Genomic DNA, 25,975 nt, shown 5'->3' on the forward strand with positions numbered 1-25,975 from the left:
TCTTATTAGTTCTCTTGTCTATGAAAGCATCATATAACTAGTTTTAAATGCGTTATATAAATCTTCTATTTACTATGAGAAAAATTCTACCTATATCGATACTTTTCTATTTTATCGCTTTATCTAGATAAAGTATGAAACTATAATATAACGGTTCTATAGAATTGTCAATAGAACCGTTAATATTTCATGTATTTACTATAATAATGATTTTATACTAGCCCCAAACATTTTCTATATCTGCCACACTATGTGCATCAGATCCCAATACAAATGGCACACCGATGATAGCCGCCATGCCTTGAATGAAGCGACTTGGGTACATTTCACGGCAGTCAGGTTTGAAGAAGCCGCTCATGTTGTAGTCTAGCTCGCAACCTTGGACGCGCATAATATGCAAAATATCGCTCACCACCTGCGCATTGCGACGATCTAAATGACGTTCAAAGCCAAAGTGATGTTGGTATTTCTTGATTAAATCAAAGTGGCCTATACGTTTAGGTGTATATTCACCGAGGTCAGCACGCACGGCTTGGCGCACGGTGGAGTAATATTTGTAATATAACTCATATTGTTTTTCGATCCACGGCCCAAAACCTTTTTCGAATTCTTCAGGACTGTAGTCTAAGCAGTAAAAGGCATTATTAACGCCTTCCATAAAGTGAACGGATAAAATATTATCATCCGTCAACGGACCATAACGATCCAAGAACTCTTGAATATCTGATTCAAAGCCTGGAATATAATCGACTTCAAAACCGAGAGAAATATCGATATGTGTGCCATACGCACGTTGTAATTGACGGCCTAGCTCTAAGTAGGTATCAACTTCATTTAATTTCAAAGACGCTGTGTCATAGGCCTTTTTATCGCCACCGTATTCTACAGCAAAAGCTGTTGGCAATGGTGCATGTTCTGTAAGGCATACCTTTTCAATACGCAACTCGATAGCCTTTTCTATCATCATCGCAGTTCGGTCCCCACTACCATGTGGACACAACTCCGTATGCACATGACCGTCCACGAGACGGCTACGATACTTACTATATCCAACGAACTGCCGTTCATCTTTCATGTTCATTCAATCACCCCTATTCGCCCTAACCCCTGGCGAATCCTTATCTATAATCTATACATCATTGGTATAACGTATTAATTTATATATTTTACTATACTAATTATTATACCAATAATGCGTATGTTTCGGTATCCTGATATTTACCATGTTTGAATCCAACTTGAGGCGTTAGACCACAATAGGTAAAGCCAAATCGCGCGTGTAACTTGGTGCTGCCTTCATTGCCAGCCGTAATAACGGATACCACATTGTGCAATAACGGATCATTTTTTGCTATTTCTAAAATATGAGCCATCAGTTGTGTAGCAACCCCTCTACCGCGATAATCTTGATGGATATAGATAGATAATTCGACGGTACTTTTATAGGCCTCTTTAGGTCGATATGGTGAAAGCGATGCATAGCCTGCTACAATCCCATCAATGGTACCTACCACAATAGGATGGTGCTCATCGCTATGAGCCTCATACCACTCCTGCCACTCTGACAACGTGCGAGGTTCAAGATCAAGCGTGGCTACGCCGTTTACAACCTCATAATTATAAATATCTAAACAAGAGGCTATATCATTCCTTGTAATTGGTCGTATTACTAATTCACTCATAAGTATTCCTCAAAACTGTAGGTATCCTAAAAAATATTATTTCTATTTAACATAATATATAAAAATAGCCCACATACGCAAGAAAAAGGACGAGCTACAACTCGTCCTTTTAATTATATTATTTGATCAGTAAAAAACTAAGCTGCAATAACAAATAAAATAATCGTTACTACCACAAGGCCTGCAATCACAGTATAATCGATTCTTTTCAATCCTACGGATGCAGCAAAGCTGTGTGTGGGGCCACCAAAACCACGTAGCTCCAAGGACAACGCCATTGTTTCGGAGCGTCCCAAGGATTTTAACAGCAATGGTTGAATAACAGATGCATAGGATTTGATGCGCTTAATGAAGTTGCCTTCTAGAGATAAGCCACGGCAAGCTTGCGCCTCTTGTACAGCATGGCTTTCAGCAATGAAGTCAGGCACAAAGCGAAGTGCGGCAGTGAACATAAATGCATATTCGTAAGGAATTTTACATTGTGTTACGAGCGCGGCCGTAAGATCTTGTAATTTTGTAGTTGCCAACAGACCTATAAAGACAAGTGTCATAGCCAACATTCGCAAGCCGGATACGATGGCAGATGTTATATCGCCACTGCCAAGGAATTGGATGAGGCCAAGGAATACAGCAAAGCTAGTTAATGCCAGCACTGCTTTGTGTTGTTTGAACAACAAACCTGCCACAAACAATCCACCAAGCTCTACTACGACTAATGCCAATAGAGATACCCAGTCGCGCAACAGGATGGCCCACACGGATACAGCGAGGGTCATCAAGATTTTTGTTAACGGTACTAAACGTTCCATATGCCCCTCCTATTTTCCGCTCAACTGAGCCACTAACTTGGATTTCAACTCATCCATAGATTTGCAATAACCTAAGGCTGGTACCGCTAATGAAAGTTCTACACTTGGCGGTTTTGTAAGGCCTAGGTCTTGCAATTCATCCGTAGATTTTTTGAATAATTCTTCTGGACTACCGTCAAAGGCAACGGTTTGGTTACCCATGATGATAGCACGGCTACATTCGCTAGCCATGATTTCCATATCATGTGTAATAAGAAGGATTGTGATACCTTCTGAATTAAGCTGACGCAATAATGCTAATAACTCTTTAGTTTCCTTACCATCTTGACCACTGGTTGGTTCGTCAAGGATGAGGATTTTAGACTGCATAGCCAGCGCAGAAGCAATGGCAACACGCTGCTTTTCACCGCGGCGCAATGTTGGAGGATAGGCTTCACGCAAATGGCCGATGCCTGTACGCTCCAATACTTCATCAACGATACGCTTCACTTCGGCTTTACTGCGTCCCAAGGACTCAGGTCCGAAGGCAACCTCTGTGGCTACGGTAGGTCTGAACATTTGGCGATCTGGCTGTTGGAATACGTAGCCGATAAATTGCCCCCGTTTAGACGGTGGCATGGACGTAATGTCTCTGCCGTTATAATACATGTGGCCTTCCCTAGCCTTTTCGAGGCCTACGAGCAAACGCGTAATAGTCGTTTTGCCGCAACCATTACGGCCACCAATAGCGATATATTCGCCTCCTTCGATGGTGAAAGTCACGTTTCGGAAAATATCTACGGATGGCACATAGCCAAAGCGGATCTTTTCAACCTTAAGCATGAGCGCCACCGTCCTTTCCTAGTACATCATCAACACGTTGAACTGGTTGTCTATTTTCTACTATATTAGATTGATCAGCAAGATTATCTACTGTATTTCTTTGATTAACTGGAGAATTGCTTTTACCATGCACCTCGGTTTGAATAGCATGAGCCATTTCAATTTGGTGCAAGCCCTTGATAGCAGACTCGATGCTGAGCCAAGGTTCATCACTGTGGAAGCCGGCTTGTTCTAATTCCATATAGGTTGTAAATACAGATGGCAATGCATCGACATGAATATTGTGCTCGTACATGTAACGAAGCGTAGTAGATACATCGTCATCACAGGCGATAGAACCATTTACCATGAGGGCCATGCGGTTTGCATACGGCAATACAGCATGCAAGTCATGGTCGATAACAACAACGGTAATGCCGTGTTTTTGGTTCAAATCACCTACAAGGCGATATAATTCAGCGGTCCCATCTGGATCGAGAGAGCTAGTCGGTTCATCAAGAACAAGTACAGTTGGGTTCGTAGCCAATACAGAAGCGATAGCTAAACGTTGGCGTTGACCACCAGATAAACTTGTAATCTTGCGGTCTTCTAAGCCTACGAGGCCAACTTGCTTAAACACTTCTTCAGAGCGAGCTTTAATAGTTTCGCGGTCATAACCGCGGTTTTCCATAGCAAAGGCCACTTCTTCACGAACTGTCATCGTTACGAGCTGTGTATCGTAGTCGGCCAGAACTACACCGATATGGTTCGCTAGTTCTGGGATTTCCATTTGCGTAGTCGCATGACCATCAACGAAGACCATGCCTTCTAGACGTCCACCATAGAATTTAGGCACCGCCCCTACCATCGCCATGCAAAGGGTACTTTTACCACAACCAGCAGGACCTGTAACAACGAGGAAATCACCTTCATTTACATCGAGATTGATATTTTCAAGGGATGGTGTAGTCGCCTTAGGATGATAGTAATTTACGTGCTCAATGGATATTTTAGCTTGGCGCTCAGGCAAAATAGTCAAGCGACTATGATCAGATGTCAATTGATCTGCATTTGGCAACATGCCACGTTTAGAGAATAAACGTTGTGCCGGAATATACAAGATTGGTGTAATGGCACCATTCAAGGCCCCTACAATGAGTACCAATGGCCACATGCCGTACATGTACACATTATTTGGCAACCCAAGCACTTGCCACAAAATAGTAACAAAGATACCCCCAGATACAACAGTTGCTAAAAAGCCAGACACGACAGGCGTTAAATCAAAACCACCAATTTTACGGAACTTCACAGACAACATAGCGCGCGTTACGAGAGCCGCCGTCAAAGCACCACCTGGCTCAGACAACAAGTTGCCGTAAGGGAACGCTGACTTAGACGTCAATACATTGATGAGGGCCGCCACGAGGCCAATCCCCAAGGTTTGACTCAAACTTGGACGAGTCAATAAAATAGCTACGCAGTACGTAGCAATCGTCCAGTTCGGCGTTACCCCAGCCACACTAGGGCTCACCAAATGCAAAATCGTGCCCAATGCGAGCATCAATGTGCTAACAGTAACCCATCTAAACTGGCCACCCTGCACATGCGTGTACACAAGATCCTGAATCCGTTCCATAATAGCCTCATTTCTATAAAAATATATATGGATTTATTTTATCATTCTTCGAGAATTTGTGAAAGCCTAGAGGCTATCAAGGGACGTCAAGTAAAGCCCATAAAAAAAGCACCATCTATTAATGATAGTGCTTTTAAGAACTAATGTACTTCATCTAATAATATTCTAAGATAATTACGTCTACTGTTTAATATTCTATCAATATAGATAGTCCGATCTAAATAACGGTAAAAACTTAAATAATTATGACAAAGTAAATATCTGTATTCAATTTTACTTCCTAGATTAATCAATAATCGCTGCCCCATTTCTGGAAATATACTCAACGAATCATTCGCAGTTACTATATCCAAAACGGTTTTCTTAGCTAACTCAATATCACCGGTTTCTTCTTCTATAAAAGATTTTATTTCTAGCAAATCTTCTCGTGCTTTTGGTGCATAGCTAATTTGATTATTCATAATTAAATCCCCAATTCAGTCTTTAGTTGCTCTGATGAAATCCAGCCTTGTTCTTCACCAGATTTACGACCTGTCTCTAAAGCGCCCATAAGTTTTATCGTAGCCATTAGACGTTCATAATCTTGAATATCCATAATTGCATATCGGCCTCTACCATTTTTAGTTAAGAATACGGGACTATCTATAGTAACATCACGTAAAACTTCAGAATAGTTTCGTAAATCTGAAATAGGTTTTATATTCGGCATACTATCACCTCCAGAGTACTTTAGTGATATACTACTCATTTTTCTAATATCTTATTACTATTGTAGTTAAATTATCGCGTAAATTCAACATTAAATTTTACAGTACCCTTTAAAATTACTATCAACATCTATGATACTTATATCTTCCTTTTCTTGTTATATACATATGATATAATGCGCATAGATACTTATTTACGAATAAAAAAGGAAATATCATGGCACAGGCATTAATCGTAATCGATATTCAAGAAGGCTTAGTTAAGGAAAACCCTTACAATGCGAAAAACTTTATCTCAAATACAAAAGCAATCATTCAACATTTTAGAGATCAAAATATAGAAGTCATTTTTATCAGGCATTCTGAAGATGAAGGCTTATTAGCAACGGGTAGTGATAATTGGCAAGTCTATCACGAATTAAAACCGCAAGAAAACGAAAAGATTTGGCGGAATCAATTTGCACAGCTAAAAACAACAAATGAAATGTTAAGCATCAATTAAATTACGAAAATAATACAAAGATTTTTATAATTTTTTCTCACGTATTTGTCATATATGTATGTTAAAATTTCATTAAATATTTATGCCCGAACATAGGAGGTCTTTTTTATGTATAAGTATATTACGATTTTAGGAGCTGCGGGCCAAATAGCTCAAAAGTTGACTGCTACACTATTAACATATACAGATATGCACATTACATTATATGGTCGTCAGTTGAAAACACGTATACCTCCAGAGATTATCGACCATGAACGCGTTACAGTGATTGAAGGTTCGTTCCAAAATCCTGGAAAATTAGAACAAGCTGTAACAAATGCGGAGATTGTATTTGTAGGTGCTATGGAGTCTGGCAGTGATATGGCGTCCATCGTGAAAGCGTTGAGCCGCAAAAATATACGCCGTGTTATCGGTGTGTCCATGGCTGGGCTTTCTGGTGAATTCCCTGTAGCACTTGAAAAATGGACCTTCGACAACTTACCGATTAGCTATGTTCAAGGTGAGCGCCAAGCACGCAACGTATTGCGCGAATCCAATTTAAATTACACCATCTTGCGCCTCACATGGCTCTACAATGATCCAGAGAAAACCGATTACGAACTCATCCCTGAAGGGGCTCAATTCAACGATGCCCAAGTTTCACGCGAAGCAGTGGTAAAAGCTATCTTTGATATCTTACACGCTACGGATGAAACGCCTTTCCACCGCACAAGCATCGGTGTAGGTGAACCAGGTACACACTATGACAAACCAAGCTTTCACTAATATATAGTTATATTAACAATAAAGGTCTGATAGATTATGAAAATAGATAAAAGCTACAGTAATACAATAAATATTGACGATAATGCAACTAATATTTTACAAGCTAAGGTAGATATATTATCTGCTCTTGTACAAGGCCAAAATGACATCATTCAAGGTCGTATTCTATCTTTAGAGAAATCTTTTGATAGTATAGATAAAATGTTAGATAAAATATAAATAGTATAATATATTAATTCTTTAATAATAAGGTATATCCAAGATCTAAAGAGTACATTTTTACTCATGTAACATAGATTTTGGGTATACCTTTTTTATTCCTACATTTTATAGATATTTATATAGATAAACTCACGTATTTACGCTATACTAATAAATGATTAATATACACTTATAGGTATGTGAAAGCAAATGCCTCTTAGATTATCAGTTATATTTATATATACATTTCGTTGTATAAAATACGCAAGATTCTATGTATAAAAATAAATGATAGTTATTTTTAGTCCCAGTTAGGGCAGAGGCTTATTAAGGAGTTATTATGAATCGCATTGTTGTTATTGGCAGTTGCAACATGGATATTGTAGTCCTCGCGGATAAACGCCCTACTGCGGGCGAAACAATTATGGGCAACGAATTACACATCGCGCACGGTGGCAAGGGTGCAAACCAAGCGGTGGCTGCGGCTCGTCTAGGTGCAGAGGTCACGATGGTCGGCTGTATCGGTGAAGATGCATACGGCCAAATGATTTTAGATAATTTAAAAGAAAATTTCATCAATACAGATTACATCGTTACGGTACCGAATACTACAACCGGTACAGCACACATTACATTAGCTGAAGGCGATAATAGCATCATCGTGATTGCAGGTGCTAATGCTAAGGTAGACCAGTCCGTAGTAGATAACGCTTGGTCTGCTATCGAGCAAGCCGATCTCGTAATGGTGCAAAACGAGATTCCTATTCCAACTATTGAATACATCGTTCGTCGTTGTCACAAGGCGAATGTGAAAGTCCTCTTAAATCCTGCTCCTGCAGCCAACCTCGATTCGGAATGGTTAAAATTAGCAACCTATATTACGCCAAACGAACATGAGCTATCTGCGCTCTACCCTAACCAATCTACAGAGGAGACATTACTAGTTAACGAAAACAAAATCATCGTTACCCTTGGTAGCAAGGGCGTAAGATATGTGGACAACGGTGAAATCCACATCGTACCTGGCTTCAAGGTTGAGCCCGTAGATACAACAGGCGCTGGCGATACTTTTAACGGCGCCTTTGCAACGGCTATTGTTAATGGCAAAAGCTTAGCCGACGCTCTACACTACGGCAATGCAGCAGCGGCCCTCTCCATCCAACGCTTGGGAGCTCAAGGAGGCATGCCAACAAAGGACGAGGTCGCCGCATTCCTAGCAGAACACATATAGATTGAAAAGGAGATTACCATGCAACGACACGGCATTTTAAATAGCCATATCGCTAAGGTATTGGCAGATCTTGGTCACACAGATACAATTTGTATCTCTGATTGTGGCTTACCGGTACCTGAAGGGGTTCAAAAAATCGACTTAGCCTTAGATTTTGGTGTACCTAGCTTTGAGCAAGTAGTATCCATCATCGCTAAGCATATGAAAGCCGAAGCGATTCATGTGGCTACAGAAATTAAAGAAAACAATCCTAAGGCTTATGCCTTCTTGGAGTTCACCTTCCCATCCGATCAATACGAATGGATTGAAACGAGCCATGAAGCTTTCAAAGAAGCCACAAAACAATGCAAGTGCATCATTCGAACTGGTGAAGCATCTCCGTATGCAAACATTATCTTGCGTGCCGATTGTATTTTCAGCGATCGTCCATAGAATAATAGATTAGAGATACTTTTACCAATCATATAGGAGTAGTTATGGAAATTGTTATGTCAGGCATTGCGAAGGCATTTGGTACGAACCAGGTACTGCGCGATGTGAGTATTACCCTCAAGGAGGGCGAGGTTCACGCCTTGATGGGCGAAAACGGAGCTGGCAAGTCCACCCTCATGAACATCCTCACTGGTATTCATAAGGCGGATGCCGGTACGATCACCATCGACGGTGTAGAGCGCACCTTCTCGAACCCAAGAGAGGCCGAGCTGAACGGTGTTGCCTTTATTCACCAAGAGCTCAACATTTGGCCTAATCTAACATTGTTAGAAAATCTGTATTTAATGAGACCAAAGCGCAATAAATTCGGTATGCTCGATAAAAAGGCGATGCTCGCCGAGGCAGAAAACACCTGCCGCGAGTTGGGCATCGAATTACCGCTCACAACGGAAGCAGGTCTTTGCTCTGTCGGTCACCAACAGATGACAGAAATCCTTCGTATCTTGATGTTAGATGCCAAGGTTGTCATCATGGATGAACCGACAGCAGCCCTTACAGAGCGTGAAACGGCAACATTGTTCAAAATGATGCGTAAAATGAAAGCCCGCGGCGTTGCTATCGTATATATCTCTCACCGTATGGAAGAGGTATTTAGCGAATGTGACACTATAACGGTTATGCGTGATGGTCACACAATCATTACAAAACCAACTGCTGAAATTTCTGTAGACGAAGTGGTACGCCACATGGTAGGTCGTTCTATCGACGAGTTCTACCCTGCTCGCACGACAACACCGGGCGACGTGGTTATGAGCGTGGACAACCTCAAACCTGAAGGTTTTGACAACGACATTTCCTTCTCCTTACGCAAAGGGGAAATTCTCGGCGTAGCAGGCCTTATGGGTGCTGGCCGTACAGAAATTATGCGTGCCATTTTCGGTGTAGATAAACACAAAGGCGGTACTGTAACAGTTAACGGCTCCGTTCTAAACTGTAAAAAACCAGAAGATGCCATCAAAGCCGGCATTGCTTTCATCACAGAAAATAGAAAGAGCGAAGGCTTGATCCTCGATTTCTCCATCGGTTCCAATATTACATTGCCGAATCTTGGTGACATTTGCCCATCTCATGTACTAGATAAGGGCAAGCTCAATTCCTTTGCTGACGAATTGTCTAAAAAACTGGGCGTTAAAACACAATCTATTCACGAACCGGCATCGTCTCTATCCGGTGGTAACCAACAAAAGGTGGTTATCGCGAAATGGGTTGGTAAAAAGCCATCCATTATCATCATGGACGAACCGACACGCGGTATCGATATCGGCGCGAAACGTGATATTTATGATTTAATGAACGAATTAACGAACGATGGTGTGTCCATTATCATGGTGTCCTCTGAGTTACCTGAAGTGCTGGGCATGAGCGACCGCGTTATGGTCATTCATGAAGGCCGTGTAGCAGGCATCTTGGACCGCAGCGATGCAACACCAGAATCAATTATGACATTAGCCACAGGAGGACAATAATGGACAGCAAAGCTCTGCAATATGTAAAAAAATTAGGCCCCCTCATCGGCCTCATCCTATTATTTGTAATTATCTCTGTCATGAACGACAGTTTCCTTGAATTTTCTAACTTGCGTAACTTGTTACGCCAAGTATCCATCAATGCAATCATCGCCTTTGGTATGACTTTCGTCATCTTAACTGGCGGTATCGACTTATCCGTTGGTTCCATCCTTGCCCTCTCTAGTGCAGTGATGGCAAACCTCATCGTAACTGGTACTGACCCTGTATTGGCTATCGTATTAGCCGCAGGTGCAGGCCTTGTATTGGGCGGTATTAACGGTCTCGTTATTACTTATGGTCGCGTAGCTCCATTTATTGCTACCTTGGCGACCATGACCATCTACCGTGGTGCGACATTGGTATTCACCGATGGTAACCCAATCTCTGGCCTTACGCAAGATCCTCTATTCCACGGCTTTGGCCAAGGGGATATTGCAGGCCTTCCAGTTCCAGCTATCACAATGTTCCTGGCTTTCATAATCCTCTGGTTCGTATTGAGCCGCACATCCTTAGGCCGTAAAACATACGCCGTAGGTGGTAGTGAAAAGGTTAGTTACATTGCTGGTATCAAAATTGACCGCGTTAAAATCTTCGTGTATGCCTTAACTGGTATGCTCTGTGGTATCGCTGGTGCAATCATCACATCTCGTCTTAACTCTGCACAGCCTACAGCAGGTGCAGGCTACGAACTTGACGCTATCGCAGCGGTAGTTCTTGGCGGCACAAGCCTTGCTGGTGGTCGTGGTCATATCGTTGGCACATTAATTGGTGCCCTAATTATCGGTACCCTCAACAACGGGTTAAATATTCTCGACGTTTCCAGTTTCTATCAACAAGTTGTAAAAGGTATTGTCATTTTATTGGCGGTTCTTGCAGACCGCAAGAAAGCCTAGGAGGTTTCTATGAAAAAACTATTGTTACTGTTGGCGATGGCTATCATGGTTATCGGTCTTGTAGCAGGCTGTGGTAAAAGCGCTGATAACGGCGGCGACAAAAAATCCAGCACAATCGGCTTCTCTGTTTCCACATTGAACAACCCATTCTTCGTAACTATGAAAGAAGGAGTTGAGGCTCAAGCTAAAGCGCTTGGTCTTAAAGTTAAAATCGTTGATGCTCAAAACGACCCAGCTAAACAAGCAAATGATATTTCCGACTTGCTTGAAAGCGGCGTTTCCGTATTGATCATCAACCCTGTAGACTCTGCAGCTATCTCTACTTCCGTAGAAGCAGCAAATGCTAAAAACATTCCTGTAATCACTGTTGACCGCTCTGCTGACAAAGGCAAAGTAGTAGCTCATATCGCTTCCGATAACGTAAAAGGCGGAGAAATGGCAGCTCAACTTATCGCTGATAAAGTAGGCAAAGCTGCAAAAGTAGCTGAAATCGAAGGTATCCCTGGTGCTTCCGCAACTCGTGAACGCGGCCAAGGTTTCCATAACGTAGCTGACAAAGACTTAACCGTAGTAGCAAAACAAAGCGCTGACTTCGACCGCACAAAAGGTTTAAACGTAGCAACAAATATCTTGCAAGCTAACCCAGACGTACAAGCTATCTTCGCTCATAACGACGAAATGGCATTGGGCGCTATCCAAGCAGCTAAATCCGCAGGCAAAACAATCTTCATCGTAGGCTTTGACGGTACTGCTGATGCAGACAAAGCTGTTAAAGACGGCACATTGGCTGCAACAATTGCTCAACAACCAGACCAAATGGGTAAAATCGCTATCGATACAGCTCAAAAAGTTATCAAAGGCGAAACTGTAGAAGCTAAAATTCCTGTAGATCTTAAAGTTGTTACAAAATAATCGTAAATAGAAACTGGGTACAGAAAAAGAGTCGCATCCTTTGATGCGACTCTTTTTATTTCAGCTCTTTCTCTAAAAATACTTTAAAAAACTCAATAAACTTTGGCAAATACGTTTGATCTAAACTTTCAATAATCATATGACATTTATAATTATAAATGGTACAGATGTTAATCTCCATCGTTAGAGCACCCTTTTGATCTAACGAGAATGTAAGCGTATCCCCTTCTCCCGTCAGAATATATGTAAAGGTTGCTTTGCCTTTACAGTTTTCATACAAGGCAACTAATTCTTTATAACCAACGCGAATTCCAGACCAATCACTAGGGTCAATATATCCAGAACAGATATTATAGCCCTGTTTAATATATATGCCAAACACACCAAATTGAGATAACTCTGTATCCATATCAAAGGCAATTATTAAATTTGGTTCATTTACGATTTCATACATTCTATGTCACACTCCACAAACAACAATTTTTATTTATTATAACACTGTGTTTGTGAATAAAATAGAAATTATAAGTTTTTCCGGAAATTAGACAGAACCAATCCATCCATATCCTTGTACTGCCATATCCATAAAATGGTTCATAAGTAAAGACACCTTAGAGTCAAAAGATACTTTATCATAACTTTCAGGCAAATCATCATTTAAGGATAGTTCCACCTCATATTTTAGCTTAGCAATTGGCTGTTCATCCTTATACCAATCTACTACAAGAAGATTATTACGATTATCGACTAGCTTCTTATAAAGATTCTTGGCAGAGAGTTTTACTTTTTGCTCTTCATCCTTTGTCACCTTTTTTCCAGCAATAAGCAAATCAAAGATTTCTAATTCTTCTTCTGTAAGGCCTTCTGTATTTGCACGATTATCTTCCTGACGAAGTTCTTCAAGAAGTTTTACAAGCTGCTCATAGTAATCCTCATTTTCAGTGCCACCTGCATTATAGGAGTCAATAATTCGCTTAAAACGTTCGGAGAATTTAGTTCTCGTGCAGTTTCTATTAAGCATCTGTTCGAGTGCTTGCTCAATGTATTCCTTCAAATCATTAATCTCAATAGCTTTATACTGAGCAACCTTGATTTCTTTTCTCAATTGCTCAACATCAACCTTAGAAAGATCAATAGCCTTTGTGCCTTTTATCATGTACTGTGCAGGTTTTTCACGTACATAGTTAACGAACTCTTGACTTGCTGTAACACTGCCATCCAGAATCTGATTCATTTTTTGTCTAGCACGAGCAACCTTTTCATCGTTAACAGTGTTATATAAAAGACCATGCAAATACACAAGCGGTGCGAATTTATCATTATTCCAGTTCTTTTCAAAGATTTCCGGCTTGGATGCTTCGTAGAGATTTGTCAAAGTATTAAGGATAACTTTAAACTTCTCTTTGTCATCATCTTTTGCAACGATATTGTCATAAGCACTTCTTAATGCATCTAATTGATCCAGTGTATTAGAATCAGCAATTATCTTTTCTAAATCAATATCAAGAGACAACAAGAAAGAATCTGCTTCATCAATTGTACCGTCAATGTAGCTGATTAATTGATCAATATCTTTTGCAGGGAATTCTGTTCCATCATCACCAGTGGCATATTCTGTTAATGCCTTCTTCATGTATTTAAAAACATTAACATAATCTACAATGATTCCGGCAGGTTTTCCCCGATACACTCTATTAGCACGAGCAATTGCCTGCATCAGCGTGTGGCCTTTCATTGGCTTATCAAGATAAAGTGTAGATAAGTTTTTTACATCAAATCCTGTCAGCCACATGGCACAAACGAACACAAGTTGTAGTGAGTCATCAGGATCTTTGAATCTATCCTCAATATCTCTACCGTCCGGTGTGATTTCTTTCATCTTTGCACGATGTTTTGTAATATCTAATCCTTGCTTAGCAAACTTCGTTTCTTCATCATTTTCCTCTGAAATGATAACGGCCTTTTCAACCTTATTCATATAAGCAAGAATACGTGTAAGCTGATCACATTTTTCCTTAGTGTCAGCTGTATTTCGCTCTTTCATGATGTTCTGCTTTTCTATAGCCCAATAATGCTGAACCTTGTCATACATTTTGACAGCAGTATACTTATCAACAGATACAACCATACCTTTTCCAAGGAATCCACGTCTTGGGAAGTGGTAAGCAATATCCTGTGCCACTTTATCTAAGCGGTCATCTCGCTTGATAACTTCAAGGATACGTGATGATGCATTCTCTAAGAGGCGAGTTTCATCCTCGTTAAGATTTTCCTCTTCGATAATATCCACGACATCATCATCAAGGAAATCATTCTCTAGCCCTACTTCCGGAACTCGTCTAGAATAGAACAATGGTACAGTAGAGCCATCTTCGACAGATTGTGCAAAGTTATACTCTGAAACATACTCACCAAACCATTGATTGGTAAGGCGTTTAGATCCAAGAAGAGGTGTCCCTGTAAATGCGACAAAATTTGCGTTAGGAAGTGCAGTTCTCATGTTCTCTGCTAAATCCTTATACTGTGCTCTATGTGCTTCATCAACAAGAACAATAATATCGTCACGAGTAGAAAGCACTGGATATTTCTTTGTCTTATCATACCTGAACTTATGTATCAGCGTGAAGATAAAAGCCTTATTGGTAGTCAAGAAATCTCTTAACTGCTTGCTGTCCTTTGGCTGGCATTCTTCTTTAGAGCCAATAACCTCTGTACGCACAAAGTTCTTATGAATCTGTGTATCCAAATCTTCACGGTCTGTGATAATGAGGAACGAAAAGTTACCTTGAATCTTACGCTTCACTTTACGTGCAAACATAACCATAGAATAGGATTTACCTGAACCCTGTGTATGCCAAAAAACACCAAGTTTACCGTTAAGCTCTTTTCTGTTCTCCACTGATTCCATTAGATTATTTACACCTAAGTACTGGTGGTTCTTAGCGATAATCTTTATTCTCTGGTTTTCAAAGAGAATGAAGTTTTCAATATAGTCAATCAATCTATCTTTGTTGAGAAGACCATCTACAAAATATCTGACAGAGCTATCCTTAACATTATCCGCAGCAAGAATGGTTTCTCTATCCAGTTTTTCTTTTTCGCTATCAATTTTAAGCCATTCAAAGAAATAGTCATAAGTTGCATTAAATGCACCAAGCTTCGTCTCCAAACCATTTGAAAGCACACAAATCTGATTAAATGCAAAGATATTAGGAATGTCCCGCATATAATCTTTGAGATTCTTGTTGTAGGCTTCTTCAACCTTAACAATGCTATTTTTCAGTTCAATAAACACAAGGGGCATACCATTGACAAAGATAAGAATATCCGGTCTTCTGTAGTAGACCTTTCCCTGAATCCACATCTGAGATACTGCTGTAAAAGTATTATTCTCCGGATGTTCAAAGTCTATCAATTTTACAAAATCGAAATCTTCCTTACCGTTTCTACGAACTGTGATTTTTATATTATTACGGATTTGTCTATATAATTTGTAGTTCGTATCTACAATGTCCGTTCCTGTAAAATCTTGCTTTAACGTCTTTGCGATCTCTTTAATTTTATTTTCTTCGATAGTGGGATTGATACGCTTCAGAGAGGTCAGCATCACATCAGGAAGGATACATTCCTTCTTAGAGTTTCTGCCTGTACCATCAGGCAATACATCTCGTTTATCCGGTGAAGCATCACAGATGAGGATATCATATTTAAACGGTTCAGCTTTTAATTTTGAAAGTATAGCCTGTTCTATATCGTCTTCAGATATAAAATTACGCATATGAACACCTCCTTAAACTTCAAGTTTTCCACTCATCAAGCGTGGTAATAGCGCGTCTCTTTGTTTGATAAGTTTATCATTTTGCATCATCAATGCTCGGATTGTTTGATATAAGGGTTCTTTTTGCTTATCAAATTCTTTTATTAACTCAGCTGGCGGAATAACTATTTTTACTTTTTTTATTAAATCCTGACTTAGATTCTGTTGTGCAGCTCCAAATCCAATGAGCAACAAATAATCACGAATCGAATAAAGATAATGAAACAAATAGTGCCTAGAGTTAATTTCATTTTTATCGTTAAAGACACAGCAAGCCTGATTGCAAGTCATTTCAGAATCCAAATATGCTAACATTCCAATGTTTACTCCGTACATTGCCATAACAACCGAACCTTGTGGTAACAACTTTGCGGATGACCCTTTTACTCCTGCTTCTGTTATACATTCGTCAGTATGAATTATTATTCCGTCTTTTATTTCTCCAGTCTTCACCCAAGGAATAGTTCCCTCTGTATAATATTCCTCGTGTGTTCTACTTGGAGTTCCACCGGAGCAGGTATTATAATGAAGACCAATTTTTTCTCTTACCCAACCTCTAGGCATTCCATCTTCAAACTCCGTATCCTCATATCCCGGAAAGCGAAATCTTATAAACCATTCCTTGTAAAGACTTTCAGCCATTCGCTCTAAGAGGTGGATACGTTTGTTATTGTTTTCGATAAGATTGTCGTAAGCTGAAAGAATATCAGCTATTCTTTTCTGCTGTTCATCGGTGGGAAGTGCTATTTGCAAATTACCAATTTGCTTAAGGTTAATATTGGGTTGTGCTGCTTGAGCACTCATACAATTCACATAGGCATTGAAACTTTTTTGAACCATAAAGTAATATAGATAGTCAATATTTACACCTTTGTTAAATCGAATAAGTGCTACTGCTTGATTAATATTAGCTGGAACATCTTCATCTTTTACAATTGCAAGTTTGCCAAGGTAAATTCCTGCCATCGAAAATAAAATATCATCCGCCTCAATTTGAGATCTTTTGAGTTTATTATGTGTGCTCTCTGAAATGAACATCATTCCACTAGACTTATCCAAATACTTAGCCTTTCCTAACATTTCAGAGCGAAAATAATTTATTCCTTCATCTGTAAAGCTGGCACCTATATTAGATGGTGTTGTTCCCTTTGTTATTTTCGTCGTTATATCCTTAAGTTTTACATATTCCATATCACTCACCCAACAATTCTTTCAGATTATTTGCGATGAGTTCTTCCAAGGATTTTGCCTCGACACTTAATGTAGTGAACTCAGAATTTAAAGAATACATTTCTTCTTTGAATTCTTCATATGTTAAACCATCATCTTCAATAACTACTCCGACATAACGTCCTGCATTAAGAGAGTAGTCTTGGTCAATAATTCCATCCTCTCCATCCATCGGTGCAGCTTTGCAAAGGCCGATAACATCAGTATACACACCATCAGGGAATCTTTCAGTTAACCAGTCAATTTGTGACTGCCAATATGCTTTTGTAAGAACTTCCTTATCATCAGAAGATTCTAGAGCATTGGTAAGTTCTGCTTTATACTCATCAATCAAGTCAACAAGAGCTTGTGTATCTTCTTGATAAAGCTTGGTAATAACACCTAAGTTCTTAATCTGCTCATTAGAAAATTTTCTGTGGGCACGGTCAATCTGTGTAAATACATTTCTTGCATCAATAAATAAGATTTCATTTTTCTTATCACTGTTTGGCTTCTGCTTATCAAAAAACCACAGAGTCGCAGGAAGGGTAACTGATGAGAACATATTAGAAGGAAGGGTTACCATCTGTGAGATGATACCTTCTTCAATCATTTTCTTTCTGATTTCATATTCTGAACCAGATGCATCAGATGCAGAATTAGCCATGACAAGTGCCGCCTTACCATTCTCATTTAACGCAGTAGCAAAGTAGCCAATCCACAAATAGTTGGCATTTGGTACAGTTTCTTTCTTGTCAGATTTTTTCTTTGTTGATTTGCTTTTGTTTCTTGGTACTCCATATGTATTGAAACGTGCATCGTCAGAAACCTTCTCAACCACAACCTCATCGACGTTAAAGGGTGGATTCGCCATTACATAATCAAATTGTCCGAATGCATTATATGGATCAGAATAAAATGAGTTAGCTTGTATAATATCACCTCGGATATTATTAAGGAGCAAATTCATCTTTGCTAGTTTTACTGTATCAGGTTCCTTTTCAACACCATAGCAACGGAATTTCATTTGCTCACTCTCGCTGGCATTGTGATTATGCATGTATCTTGCGGCCTGTACGAACATACCACCAGAACCACAAGCCGGATCTAAGAACTTCTTTTCACCGGGCTGAGGATTTAATACTTCAACCATATATTTTACAACAGTTGCAGGTGTGTAGAATGTTCCTCCATCCTTACCTTCTGCAAGTGCAAAGTTACCTAAGAAATATTCATAGATTTCACCAAAGATATCGACTGTACTATTTTCTGGAATATCTTTGAAAATACGTACGATATTAGAAAGAAGTTCTGGCTCTTCTTCTGGTACAAGCTGAGCATATACTTCTTTTGGTAGGACACCATCCATTTTAGGGTTTTCAGTCTCAATTGCTTCCATAGCTTTCTTTACAAGAGTAGCTTTACTAGCATCATCTGGTGCATCATTGATAAAATCATAATAAGCACATTCAGGAAGATAGAATCCGCACTTCTCGATAGAGATTTCTTTGATGGACTTTTCCATACGTCCGCCTTTAAGACGATTATACTCTTCCTCAATATTTTCCTTATGTTGTTTGTATAAAATATCTGCATATCTAAGGAAGATAAGTCCAAGAATAGGCTGACCATATTTATTCGCAGCTAAATGAGCACTAGCTCGAAGCACATCAGCAGAGTGCCATAGCGTATCTTTTAACTGTTTTAATTCTTTATCTGTCATAACAATAGTGCTCCTTTATTTTTCTATTTTATAGTCAAACCAAGACTCTTCTAGTACTTCATAAGGAATGTTATTATCTACGCAAAATGTATTGATACTTTTCATCGCTTTTAGGTTTGGCTCTGAACGTCCAGATTCCCAACGATTCACAGTAGAAAAAGCCACACCTATTACATTTGCAAATTCCTGCTGTGTTAAAAATGAACGTTGTCTAATTCTTTTTATTTCTTTAGGAAAATCCATATATATGCATCTCCTTTTCATCCATTAATATAGCATTATTATAGCAAACAAATATATATTTTTTTAATATCTATCCACTAGGCATTCTAATCTATCGGTATTTATCGGTATTTACCAATATCAAAATTAGATAATATGATAACCATATATGAATAACTCCAAAGTAATCTTGAAATTAATACTGTGATAGTAATATCTTATAGAACAACAAAGAGCCGCACCAATTAGGTGCGACTCTTTTAGTTAGAATATCAAATTAATACTAATTTTCTTATCTTTATAACGTTTTCTTAAAGAATATAGTGGTATGTACTTTCCCGGGCAGTTGTACTCGCTTATATTCTTTAAAGCCAAAGCTTTCGTACATTTTCGCCAGCCACGGGTGTTCTGCGGCAGTACCGAGGGTTACAGCCGGTGTCTTATATACATTACGCAATAAGTCTTCTGCTTCGGCGAGAACTTCTCGAGCATAGCCCTTCCCCTTGTGTTCAGGGGCCGTTACAAAGTGTGCAATGTGCGGATATACATCAGGTGTAGCCTTTGGAATCCAAGGCATGCGGAATGAAATAGAACACACCAAGGAGCCATCTACGTAGAGGCCGTATACAGGATATTTTAAGATCCACGCGCGAGACTCTTCTTGGCTAAAGTTGATAGCATCAAAAGATATAGGGTAGTTCTTATTCTCCGCATATCCTGCAATTAACACCTCGTGATATTCAGCCGCATCATCTACGGTTAATTGTCTAAATTCTTTCATATGTACCTCGTTTAAAGCGACCTAATTCTAAAAATATTAGGTCGCCATGAATTTCTATATTACTATGATAGCACGTATTTATAGAGCAGTATTTTTATAGAGCAGTACTATTTATAAAGCTGCGCTATCTAGAGGCAATTCGCTATCGAGTGTAAGGTAACGGCTCAAAAATTTACGTGTTCGTTCTTCTTTTGGATGTTCAAGGACAATCTTAGGATCCCCTTGTTCTACGATGACGCCACCTTCCATGAATACGACTTGGTCTGCCACTTCTTTAGCAAAACCAATTTCATGGGTTACGATGATCATGGTTACTTCTAACTCTTTAGCAATCTTACGGATAACAGCCAATACTTCCCCTACGAGTTCTGGATCGAGGGCAGATGTAGGTTCGTCAAAGAGGATAACCTCTGGGTCCATCGCAAGGGCGCGAGCGATGCCAATACGTTGTTGTTGGCCCCCAGATAATTGTACAGGATAGTAATCATCATACCCTTCCATGCCTACTTCCTTAAGGAATCGTTGAGCAATGTCACGAGCCTCAGATTTTTTCATTTTCTTAACTGTTACGAGGCCTTCCATGATGTTTTCAATAACTGTTTTATTAGAGAACAAGTTATAGGACTGGAATACCATGGATGTATTGCGACGTATGTTTAGGATTTCTTTGTTAGACGCTTTATGTAAGTCTACAGAAATATCATTTAACTGCATTGTTCCTGCATCGGCCTTTTCAAGGAAGTTAAGCGTTCTAAGGAACGTCGTCTTACCACTACCGGATGGGCCAAGGATAACCGTTACAGACCCCGTTGGTACATGTAAGTCGATGCCCTTTAAAATTTCACTGTTCCCGAAAGATTTGTGAACTTGTTTAATATCTATCATAATGCATTACCTCGTTTATACTTGCTTGCATAGATTTCTAAACGATGGAAGATGAATTCAAAGACAATCCCCATCACCCAGAATAGTCCGGCCACTACAATGTAGGCCTCAAAATACTGCGAATTTTCCTCTGTATATAACTTTGCAGCGCCAAACAATTCAATAACCGTGATGACGAATACGATACTAGTACTCTTCATGGTGTTAAGGAATTGGTTCGTAAATAGTGGCAACGCAAAGACTGTCGCTTGCGGCAATACGATGCGACGGAACGCTTGGAACCAAGTCATACCGATGGCTTGAGCCGCTTCCATTTGACCTTTCGGTACAGATTGCAAGGCAGCCCGGAAGATTTCACTCAAATACGCCCCTGTATGCAAGGTTAAGCCTACAACGGCTACGAATGTAGCTGGCACCTTTTCAAAAGGTACATGCACCCCTGTTTGATCCTCTACGGCGAGGAATAGAATTGGCAAGCCATAGTATACGAGGTATAAGAGAACCATGTTCGGAATACTACGGCACAACAATACGTACAAGTAGCTGAGCTGACTGAGCACGGGTACTTTATTTTGTTGTAGCACGCAACTTAATAACCCTAGGATTGTACCCAAACCAACGCTGAGGAAAGTAATCATGAGGGTTACTTTCACATAAGGAATGACAGCAAAGAAGGTGCCATAAATATAGGTTGAATCGATTATATGTCCCATACGCCCCTACTCCTCACTGATCAAAATGCGTTGCGTTTCCTTGCCCGCAACGGTAAAACGTTTTTCAAGCAATCGGCCCAAGAGGGACACGATGATAATTAGAATGCCATAAATGATGGCCGCATCGACGAATAACTCAAGATAGCGCTGACTATTGCCGCCCATAAGATCCGCCTTACGCATCATATCCACAACGCCGACGTTAAAGATGAGCGCCGTTCCTTTCAACATGCCGATAACGAGGTTCGTCAACGGTGGAATACTCATGGTGAAAGCCTGCGGCAAGATGATGCGCACATAACTTTGGAACTCGGTCATACCAAGACTTTTAGCGGCTTCTTTCTCACCAGGAGAGACCGCATCGATACTGGAGCGCATGATTTCAGCGCTGTAAGCTGCAATATGTAAGGTAAACACGGCATACACAAATACGAGGCCTGGCACATTTTTCATGTTAAGCCCCATGTGGGACATGATTTCTGGTACCCCAAAGTAAATGAGGAAGAGCTGTACCAAGAACGGCGTACCGCGCATAAAGGAGATAAATACAATAAATAATTGGTTTAATACTGGTACCTTCTTGAGGCGAATGATGGCTATGATAGAGCCCAAAATAACACCTAAGATGGCAGAAATAACGGTGATGAGTACCGTTACATGTACATAATTCAAGAGCTGTGGAAATGCTTGAATCATGTAGGACACATCAAAATACTTGCCCACAGTAGCACCTCGCTTCTAGACATAATAGAATAAGGCCGCCAAGGCGGCCTATTCGTTATTTTTGTGTTGGATCGAATGTGTAATCCCCACCAAGATATTGTTCAGAAAGTTTTTTCAACGTACCATCTGCACGCATTTCTTTCATAGTTTTATCGATTTTTTCGTTTACTTGTTTCATGTCATCTGTACGTTTAGACAAGAAATAAGTTGGTACTACGGCCAATACATCACCTACAGCTTTGAGTGGCAAGCCACGGTCTTTAATAGCAGAGTTAATTACGTATTCATACTCACCTGCTGCATCAGCACGGCCTGTAGCAACGAGGTTTAATGTTTCTGCACCTGCTTTATCTGTATAGATAACTTCGATTTGAGGATTTGCTGTTTCGTTGAATTGTTTTACTAACTCGTTGAACTCAGAGGATGTAGTAACGGCGATTTTCTTGCCTTTCAAATCATCCAATTTAGAGATGTCGTTGCGATCGTTTTTAACTACTAATTTACGTGTAGAGTAGTTGTTAACCTCATTTGTGTAGTAGTATTTTGCTTCACGTGTCGGGTTGCGACGCATTTGGTTTGCAATCATGTCCACTTGGCCTGCATCCATCGCTACAAAGGCAGCATCAACGGCCATTGGTTTGAAGTTGAAATGAAGGTCAGGATTACGACGTTCAATTTCTTTCAACAATTCTACGTCAAAACCAGTAAGGTTGCCGTTATCATCTGTGTAGGAATACGGGCGAACTGTACCGCGTGTAGCTACGTTAATCACTTTAGCATCTGGATTTACTTTCGCTTCCTTAGATGTGTCGTCGCCACAACCAGCTACAACGAGCACGCCTAGTGCCAATGCGCCGATGGCGAATAATTTCGTTAATTTCTTTGTATTAAACATGTAAAACTCCTTCTTTTCGCAATGTTTGCAGGAATGACTCTACCTTATCTGTATTGGTAAAAGCCACAATAACTCTATCTATTTGGTCAGCCTCCAAGGTGAGGCCTAATTTAATGCGTATATCCTCCATAGTAAGAGGATTCTTCGGCGATCCTTTAGGATTATTCACCGTTTCTGTGAAAGTATCTCCATTTTTCAAGGTAACGGTTACTTTCGTAATCCGCTCTGTTTGAGATACCTTCGGCAAGTCATAGACACGCTCTATGCGCGACATACAGTCTCGCACTGATTGGTCTATGGCATCTATCTTAAACAACTCGTCCTGTACCTCCCCATAAGCGAGGACTTGGTACACGACATACTCAATAGAAAACTGCCCTTCTCGACCTGTTTTTGGCAATGTGTAACGCAATGCCGCATCAGCACCAGGTGGAAAATGAACAGTCACTCGATTTATCTCATCCCACAAGAACGAATCAGATGTATATAGTCTATGTGCCACGATTTCTGCTGCTTCAGCGCCACAAATGGCTGCCGAGCAATAAGGGTGGACTTTCATCCACAAACCAGGATCAATGAGTTGTCCTGGTGCTAGCCAACGGCTAGCGATGTCATTTGATGTAACGGTAATATTACCGATAGTTTTAAACCAACCCCGTTCGGGGTCAAATGGTTTTGTACTTGTTCGCAGTGATGTATGTTGTAACAGTTCGTAAGCCCATACGCCATTGCGTGCCGCCAGTCCCGCATGGAGCGGCTTACCATCTGTGCCACTTTGAAAGAACATGCCCGCCGATTGAGTAGCAGCCAAAGACAGGAGCTGAGCCAAGCTTTCACCATGAAGGCCTCGCAAAGCGCCTATAGCGGCCGCCGCCCCAATAACACCAACGGTCCCCGTAGAATGCCATCCTTGGGTCCGATGGGCAGGATTGATAAGGGAACCAATAATCCCTTCTAACTCGGCACCGATGATATAGGCCCGAAAGAATTCGTGCCATGTATCCGTCGGCTCGAGCACTGCCAGTAAAGCAGAGTATAAAACAGTACTGAAATGACCTGCTAGATTTGCCTGGGCGTCATCAGAATCTAAATAATGGGAGGCAAAGCCATAATATAAGGCCTTATCAACCTTAGATACATTCTCTATTGCTAAGCCAGTATTGCCCGCTGATATAACCTTGCCACTGAAAACAGAGGAGTTCATATGACGGCCAACATCCAATCCTATAGATGACTTAGCTCCTATGAACCGAGCCAAGTCTCGAACGGCTTGTTTGTTCTCTGCTGGTGCTAAGGATGCTAGATAATCTAGGAAGGCAATGCGAGCCACTGACAGGAGGTCCTCACGGTTCGTCACATCCGTTTGTTCTATGTAGTTCACAATCGTCTGTGTTACGGAATCCATGGAGCCTTCCTTTCAGTTATCTATAATTAAATATATTGATCGATTCGTCAGTAATGTATCAGATTTCATAGTAAAAGATGTACTAAATACGGCTCATCCAACATATGAATTTACCGTCTATTTTATTTACCAAATTTTTCAGCCCGGTCATTTGGTTCTAACCAAATGGAATCGTCTGGTCCTTTTGGAACGAGGCGTGGTAGATCCTCAAATGGCGTATGATCTACATAGTAGAAGCGTTTGCGCATGGAGTCGAAGTCCGTTGTGCCACCGAAGGCTGGATTGGAGTACAAGTCCTTCGCATAGTTCCAAAGATTGGGATAGTCTACGAGGCGTTTCTTATTCACCAAGTATTTTTGGTAGAATACAAGGTCAAAACGAGCCAATGTAGGGAAGATACGAATATCTGAGTCTGTAATGGTATCCCCCATCAAGTAACGTTGCTTGCTAAGGCGTTCTTCAAGCCAGTCTAAGCGAGCAAAGATACGGTCGTAGTAGTACTCGTAGTCTTTTTGATTTGTTACGAGGGCTGCTAGGTTTACAGCCAAGTTGAAGTCAGCGTAGATGATTACATTCAATGCGTCTATGTCGGCACGCAATTCCTCAGGATAAATATCTGGCGCATCAGGGGACACAAAATCTTTAAAACCTAATGCTAATTCTGTAGTCAACGCATGGTAGTCATTATTTACAACAGCACCTGTTGTAACATCTACGATAGCTGGTACTGTGGAGCGTGCATCGTAGTTAGGGTCGCCTTTGCGGTACGCTTCACCTAAGGAGTGAATACCCAATACAGGGTCCTTTTCATCCTTATCAAGGGTAAAGAACCAGTCTGCAATTACACCTGCAGGACGCAATGGATCAACCGTGCCTTTTGAAATCACTTTATCTAAGCCAAGTAAATCGATGGCAATTGCAATGCGATGGGCCCAAGGACAATGCTTAGACCATACAAGACGATAACGGTCTTTCTCTACAGGTAGAAACCCTGGTTCACTGCCAAAAGGTGTTGTGAATTGAGGTTCTTCGCTATCAGAATATTTTTGACGACGGTTAAAATTCGATGCATCTTTACCTTCATACTCCTTCTGCTCCCCTTGAGAACGAGGGTTACTAGATTGAAACTCAGAAAAATCGATAGGACAAGGATTCATAGCGCGTTGAAACTCAACTTCTTTTCGAGCCGCCGCAATGGTAGGATCCTTGATTTTACTTACATCTACGTGTTCACTCATTCTATACTCCTTATAAAGGTCATCTCCATTAGCTTTATTCCACTTTTCATGGTGAAAGCTTCTGTGATATTCCTCAATTATTCCTACTAACTTAATATGAATATAAGCCTATATTATATTATTTAAAAACCTATGTCAATAGTGGGTATTTAAAATTTATAATATCTATTACAAACAAAAATCTCGAGTTATATCGTTTCTAGATATAACTCGAGCTTTATT

The 25,975-nt window shown here is 40.3% G+C and carries 27 protein-coding genes; 8 read left to right on the forward strand and 19 right to left on the reverse strand.

What is annotated here, in order from left to right; translation table 11 throughout:
• Positions 1-217: 217 nt before the first annotated feature.
• The 7 genes from hisJ to KH286_RS04425 form a co-directional block, all read right to left on the reverse strand.
• Positions 218-1,081 (reverse strand): histidinol-phosphatase HisJ, encoded by an 864-nt coding sequence (hisJ, locus tag KH286_RS04395; RefSeq protein ID WP_278617675.1) that lies wholly within the window; start codon positions 1,079-1,081, stop codon positions 218-220.
• 100 nt (positions 1,082-1,181) lie between these two features.
• Positions 1,182-1,682, reverse strand: a complete 501-nt coding sequence (locus KH286_RS04400; RefSeq protein WP_123138330.1) for a GNAT family N-acetyltransferase — start codon at positions 1,680-1,682, stop codon at positions 1,182-1,184.
• Between the two features lie 137 nt (positions 1,683-1,819).
• Positions 1,820-2,491 (reverse strand): energy-coupling factor transporter transmembrane component T family protein, encoded by a 672-nt coding sequence (locus KH286_RS04405; RefSeq protein WP_123138329.1) that lies wholly within the window; start codon positions 2,489-2,491, stop codon positions 1,820-1,822.
• 9 nt (positions 2,492-2,500) lie between these two features.
• On the reverse strand, positions 2,501-3,313 hold the full coding sequence (locus KH286_RS04410; protein WP_123138328.1) for an energy-coupling factor ABC transporter ATP-binding protein: 813 nt from the start codon (positions 3,311-3,313) through the stop codon (positions 2,501-2,503).
• Positions 3,306-4,931, reverse strand: coding sequence for a tryptophan transporter (locus tag KH286_RS04415; protein WP_278617676.1), 1,626 nt, complete (start codon positions 4,929-4,931; stop codon positions 3,306-3,308). The genes KH286_RS04410 and KH286_RS04415 overlap by 8 nt, the downstream gene beginning before the upstream one ends.
• Before the next feature lie 140 nt (positions 4,932-5,071).
• A complete protein-coding gene (locus KH286_RS04420) occupies positions 5,072-5,392 on the reverse strand; it encodes a type II toxin-antitoxin system RelE/ParE family toxin (RefSeq protein WP_008715166.1) in 321 nt (106 codons plus the stop codon).
• A gap of 2 nt (positions 5,393-5,394) precedes the next feature.
• Positions 5,395-5,640, reverse strand: coding sequence for a type II toxin-antitoxin system prevent-host-death family antitoxin (locus tag KH286_RS04425; RefSeq protein ID WP_004694224.1), 246 nt, complete (start codon positions 5,638-5,640; stop codon positions 5,395-5,397).
• A gap of 215 nt (positions 5,641-5,855) precedes the next feature.
• Here KH286_RS04425 and KH286_RS04430 point away from each other — a divergent pair, with 215 nt between their 5' ends.
• The 8 genes from KH286_RS04430 (at position 5,856) to rbsB (ending at position 12,142) form a co-directional block, all read left to right on the forward strand.
• Positions 5,856-6,140, forward strand: a complete 285-nt coding sequence (locus tag KH286_RS04430) for an isochorismatase family protein (protein ID WP_278617677.1) — start codon at positions 5,856-5,858, stop codon at positions 6,138-6,140.
• Between the two features lie 108 nt (positions 6,141-6,248).
• Entirely contained in the window at positions 6,249-6,905 is a 657-nt protein-coding gene (locus KH286_RS04435; RefSeq protein WP_101928639.1) for an NAD(P)H-binding protein, read from the forward strand.
• 36 nt (positions 6,906-6,941) lie between these two features.
• Positions 6,942-7,124, forward strand: coding sequence for a hypothetical protein (locus KH286_RS04440; protein WP_012863713.1), 183 nt, complete (start codon positions 6,942-6,944; stop codon positions 7,122-7,124).
• A gap of 322 nt (positions 7,125-7,446) precedes the next feature.
• Entirely contained in the window at positions 7,447-8,337 is an 891-nt protein-coding gene (gene rbsK, locus KH286_RS04445) for a ribokinase (RefSeq protein ID WP_278617678.1), read from the forward strand.
• 18 nt (positions 8,338-8,355) lie between these two features.
• Positions 8,356-8,769, forward strand: coding sequence for a D-ribose pyranase (rbsD, locus tag KH286_RS04450; RefSeq protein WP_278617679.1), 414 nt, complete (start codon positions 8,356-8,358; stop codon positions 8,767-8,769).
• A gap of 44 nt (positions 8,770-8,813) precedes the next feature.
• A complete protein-coding gene (locus KH286_RS04455) occupies positions 8,814-10,295 on the forward strand; it encodes a sugar ABC transporter ATP-binding protein (protein WP_278617680.1) in 1,482 nt (493 codons plus the stop codon).
• Positions 10,295-11,230 (forward strand): ABC transporter permease, encoded by a 936-nt coding sequence (locus tag KH286_RS04460; RefSeq protein WP_004694241.1) that lies wholly within the window; start codon positions 10,295-10,297, stop codon positions 11,228-11,230. The genes KH286_RS04455 and KH286_RS04460 overlap by 1 nt, the downstream gene beginning before the upstream one ends.
• Positions 11,231-11,239: 9 nt before the next feature.
• On the forward strand, positions 11,240-12,142 hold the full coding sequence (gene rbsB, locus KH286_RS04465; protein ID WP_278617681.1) for a ribose ABC transporter substrate-binding protein RbsB: 903 nt from the start codon (positions 11,240-11,242) through the stop codon (positions 12,140-12,142).
• A gap of 55 nt (positions 12,143-12,197) precedes the next feature.
• Here the strand turns inward: rbsB and KH286_RS04470 are convergent, their stop codons facing one another.
• The 12 genes from KH286_RS04470 to KH286_RS04525 all read right to left on the reverse strand — a co-directional run bounded on the left by KH286_RS04470 (position 12,198) and on the right by KH286_RS04525 (position 25,753).
• Complete coding sequence (locus tag KH286_RS04470; protein ID WP_278617682.1) at positions 12,198-12,596, reverse strand: hypothetical protein; 399 nt, start codon at positions 12,594-12,596, stop codon at positions 12,198-12,200.
• A gap of 87 nt (positions 12,597-12,683) precedes the next feature.
• On the reverse strand, positions 12,684-15,920 hold the full coding sequence (locus tag KH286_RS04475; RefSeq protein WP_278617683.1) for a type I restriction endonuclease subunit R: 3,237 nt from the start codon (positions 15,918-15,920) through the stop codon (positions 12,684-12,686).
• A 12-nt stretch (positions 15,921-15,932) separates the two neighbouring features.
• The gene (locus KH286_RS04480; RefSeq protein ID WP_278617684.1) at positions 15,933-17,150 is read right to left on the reverse strand and encodes a restriction endonuclease subunit S; all 1,218 of its coding nucleotides are present in this window, start codon (positions 17,148-17,150) and stop codon (positions 15,933-15,935) included.
• 1 nt (position 17,151) lies between these two features.
• Positions 17,152-18,891 carry a type I restriction-modification system subunit M gene (locus KH286_RS04485; protein ID WP_278617685.1) on the reverse strand — a complete coding sequence of 580 codons (1,740 nt, stop codon included), beginning with the start codon at positions 18,889-18,891 and terminating at the stop codon, positions 17,152-17,154.
• A gap of 15 nt (positions 18,892-18,906) precedes the next feature.
• Positions 18,907-19,134, reverse strand: a complete 228-nt coding sequence (locus KH286_RS04490) for a helix-turn-helix domain-containing protein (protein ID WP_278617686.1) — start codon at positions 19,132-19,134, stop codon at positions 18,907-18,909.
• Positions 19,135-19,411: 277 nt separating this feature from the next.
• Positions 19,412-19,894, reverse strand: a complete 483-nt coding sequence (locus KH286_RS04495; RefSeq protein ID WP_278617687.1) for a GNAT family N-acetyltransferase — start codon at positions 19,892-19,894, stop codon at positions 19,412-19,414.
• A gap of 111 nt (positions 19,895-20,005) precedes the next feature.
• On the reverse strand, positions 20,006-20,779 hold the full coding sequence (locus KH286_RS04500; protein WP_278617688.1) for an amino acid ABC transporter ATP-binding protein: 774 nt from the start codon (positions 20,777-20,779) through the stop codon (positions 20,006-20,008).
• Positions 20,776-21,492, reverse strand: a complete 717-nt coding sequence (locus tag KH286_RS04505; protein ID WP_227283405.1) for an amino acid ABC transporter permease — start codon at positions 21,490-21,492, stop codon at positions 20,776-20,778. Before KH286_RS04505 ends, KH286_RS04500 begins: the two co-directional genes overlap by 4 nt.
• A gap of 6 nt (positions 21,493-21,498) precedes the next feature.
• The gene (locus KH286_RS04510; protein ID WP_004694255.1) at positions 21,499-22,215 is read right to left on the reverse strand and encodes an amino acid ABC transporter permease; all 717 of its coding nucleotides are present in this window, start codon (positions 22,213-22,215) and stop codon (positions 21,499-21,501) included.
• 55 nt (positions 22,216-22,270) lie between these two features.
• On the reverse strand, positions 22,271-23,110 hold the full coding sequence (locus KH286_RS04515; RefSeq protein WP_004694256.1) for a transporter substrate-binding domain-containing protein: 840 nt from the start codon (positions 23,108-23,110) through the stop codon (positions 22,271-22,273).
• Positions 23,103-24,515 carry an MmgE/PrpD family protein gene (locus tag KH286_RS04520; protein WP_118091123.1) on the reverse strand — a complete coding sequence of 471 codons (1,413 nt, stop codon included), beginning with the start codon at positions 24,513-24,515 and terminating at the stop codon, positions 23,103-23,105. Before KH286_RS04520 ends, KH286_RS04515 begins: the two co-directional genes overlap by 8 nt.
• Before the next feature lie 122 nt (positions 24,516-24,637).
• The gene (locus tag KH286_RS04525) at positions 24,638-25,753 is read right to left on the reverse strand and encodes a glutathione S-transferase C-terminal domain-containing protein (RefSeq protein ID WP_118091124.1); all 1,116 of its coding nucleotides are present in this window, start codon (positions 25,751-25,753) and stop codon (positions 24,638-24,640) included.
• Between the last annotated feature and the right edge of the window lie 222 nt (positions 25,754-25,975).

The organism is Veillonella parvula (assembly GCF_018378075.1).
Lineage (GTDB): Bacteria > Bacillota > Negativicutes > Veillonellales > Veillonellaceae > Veillonella > Veillonella parvula_K.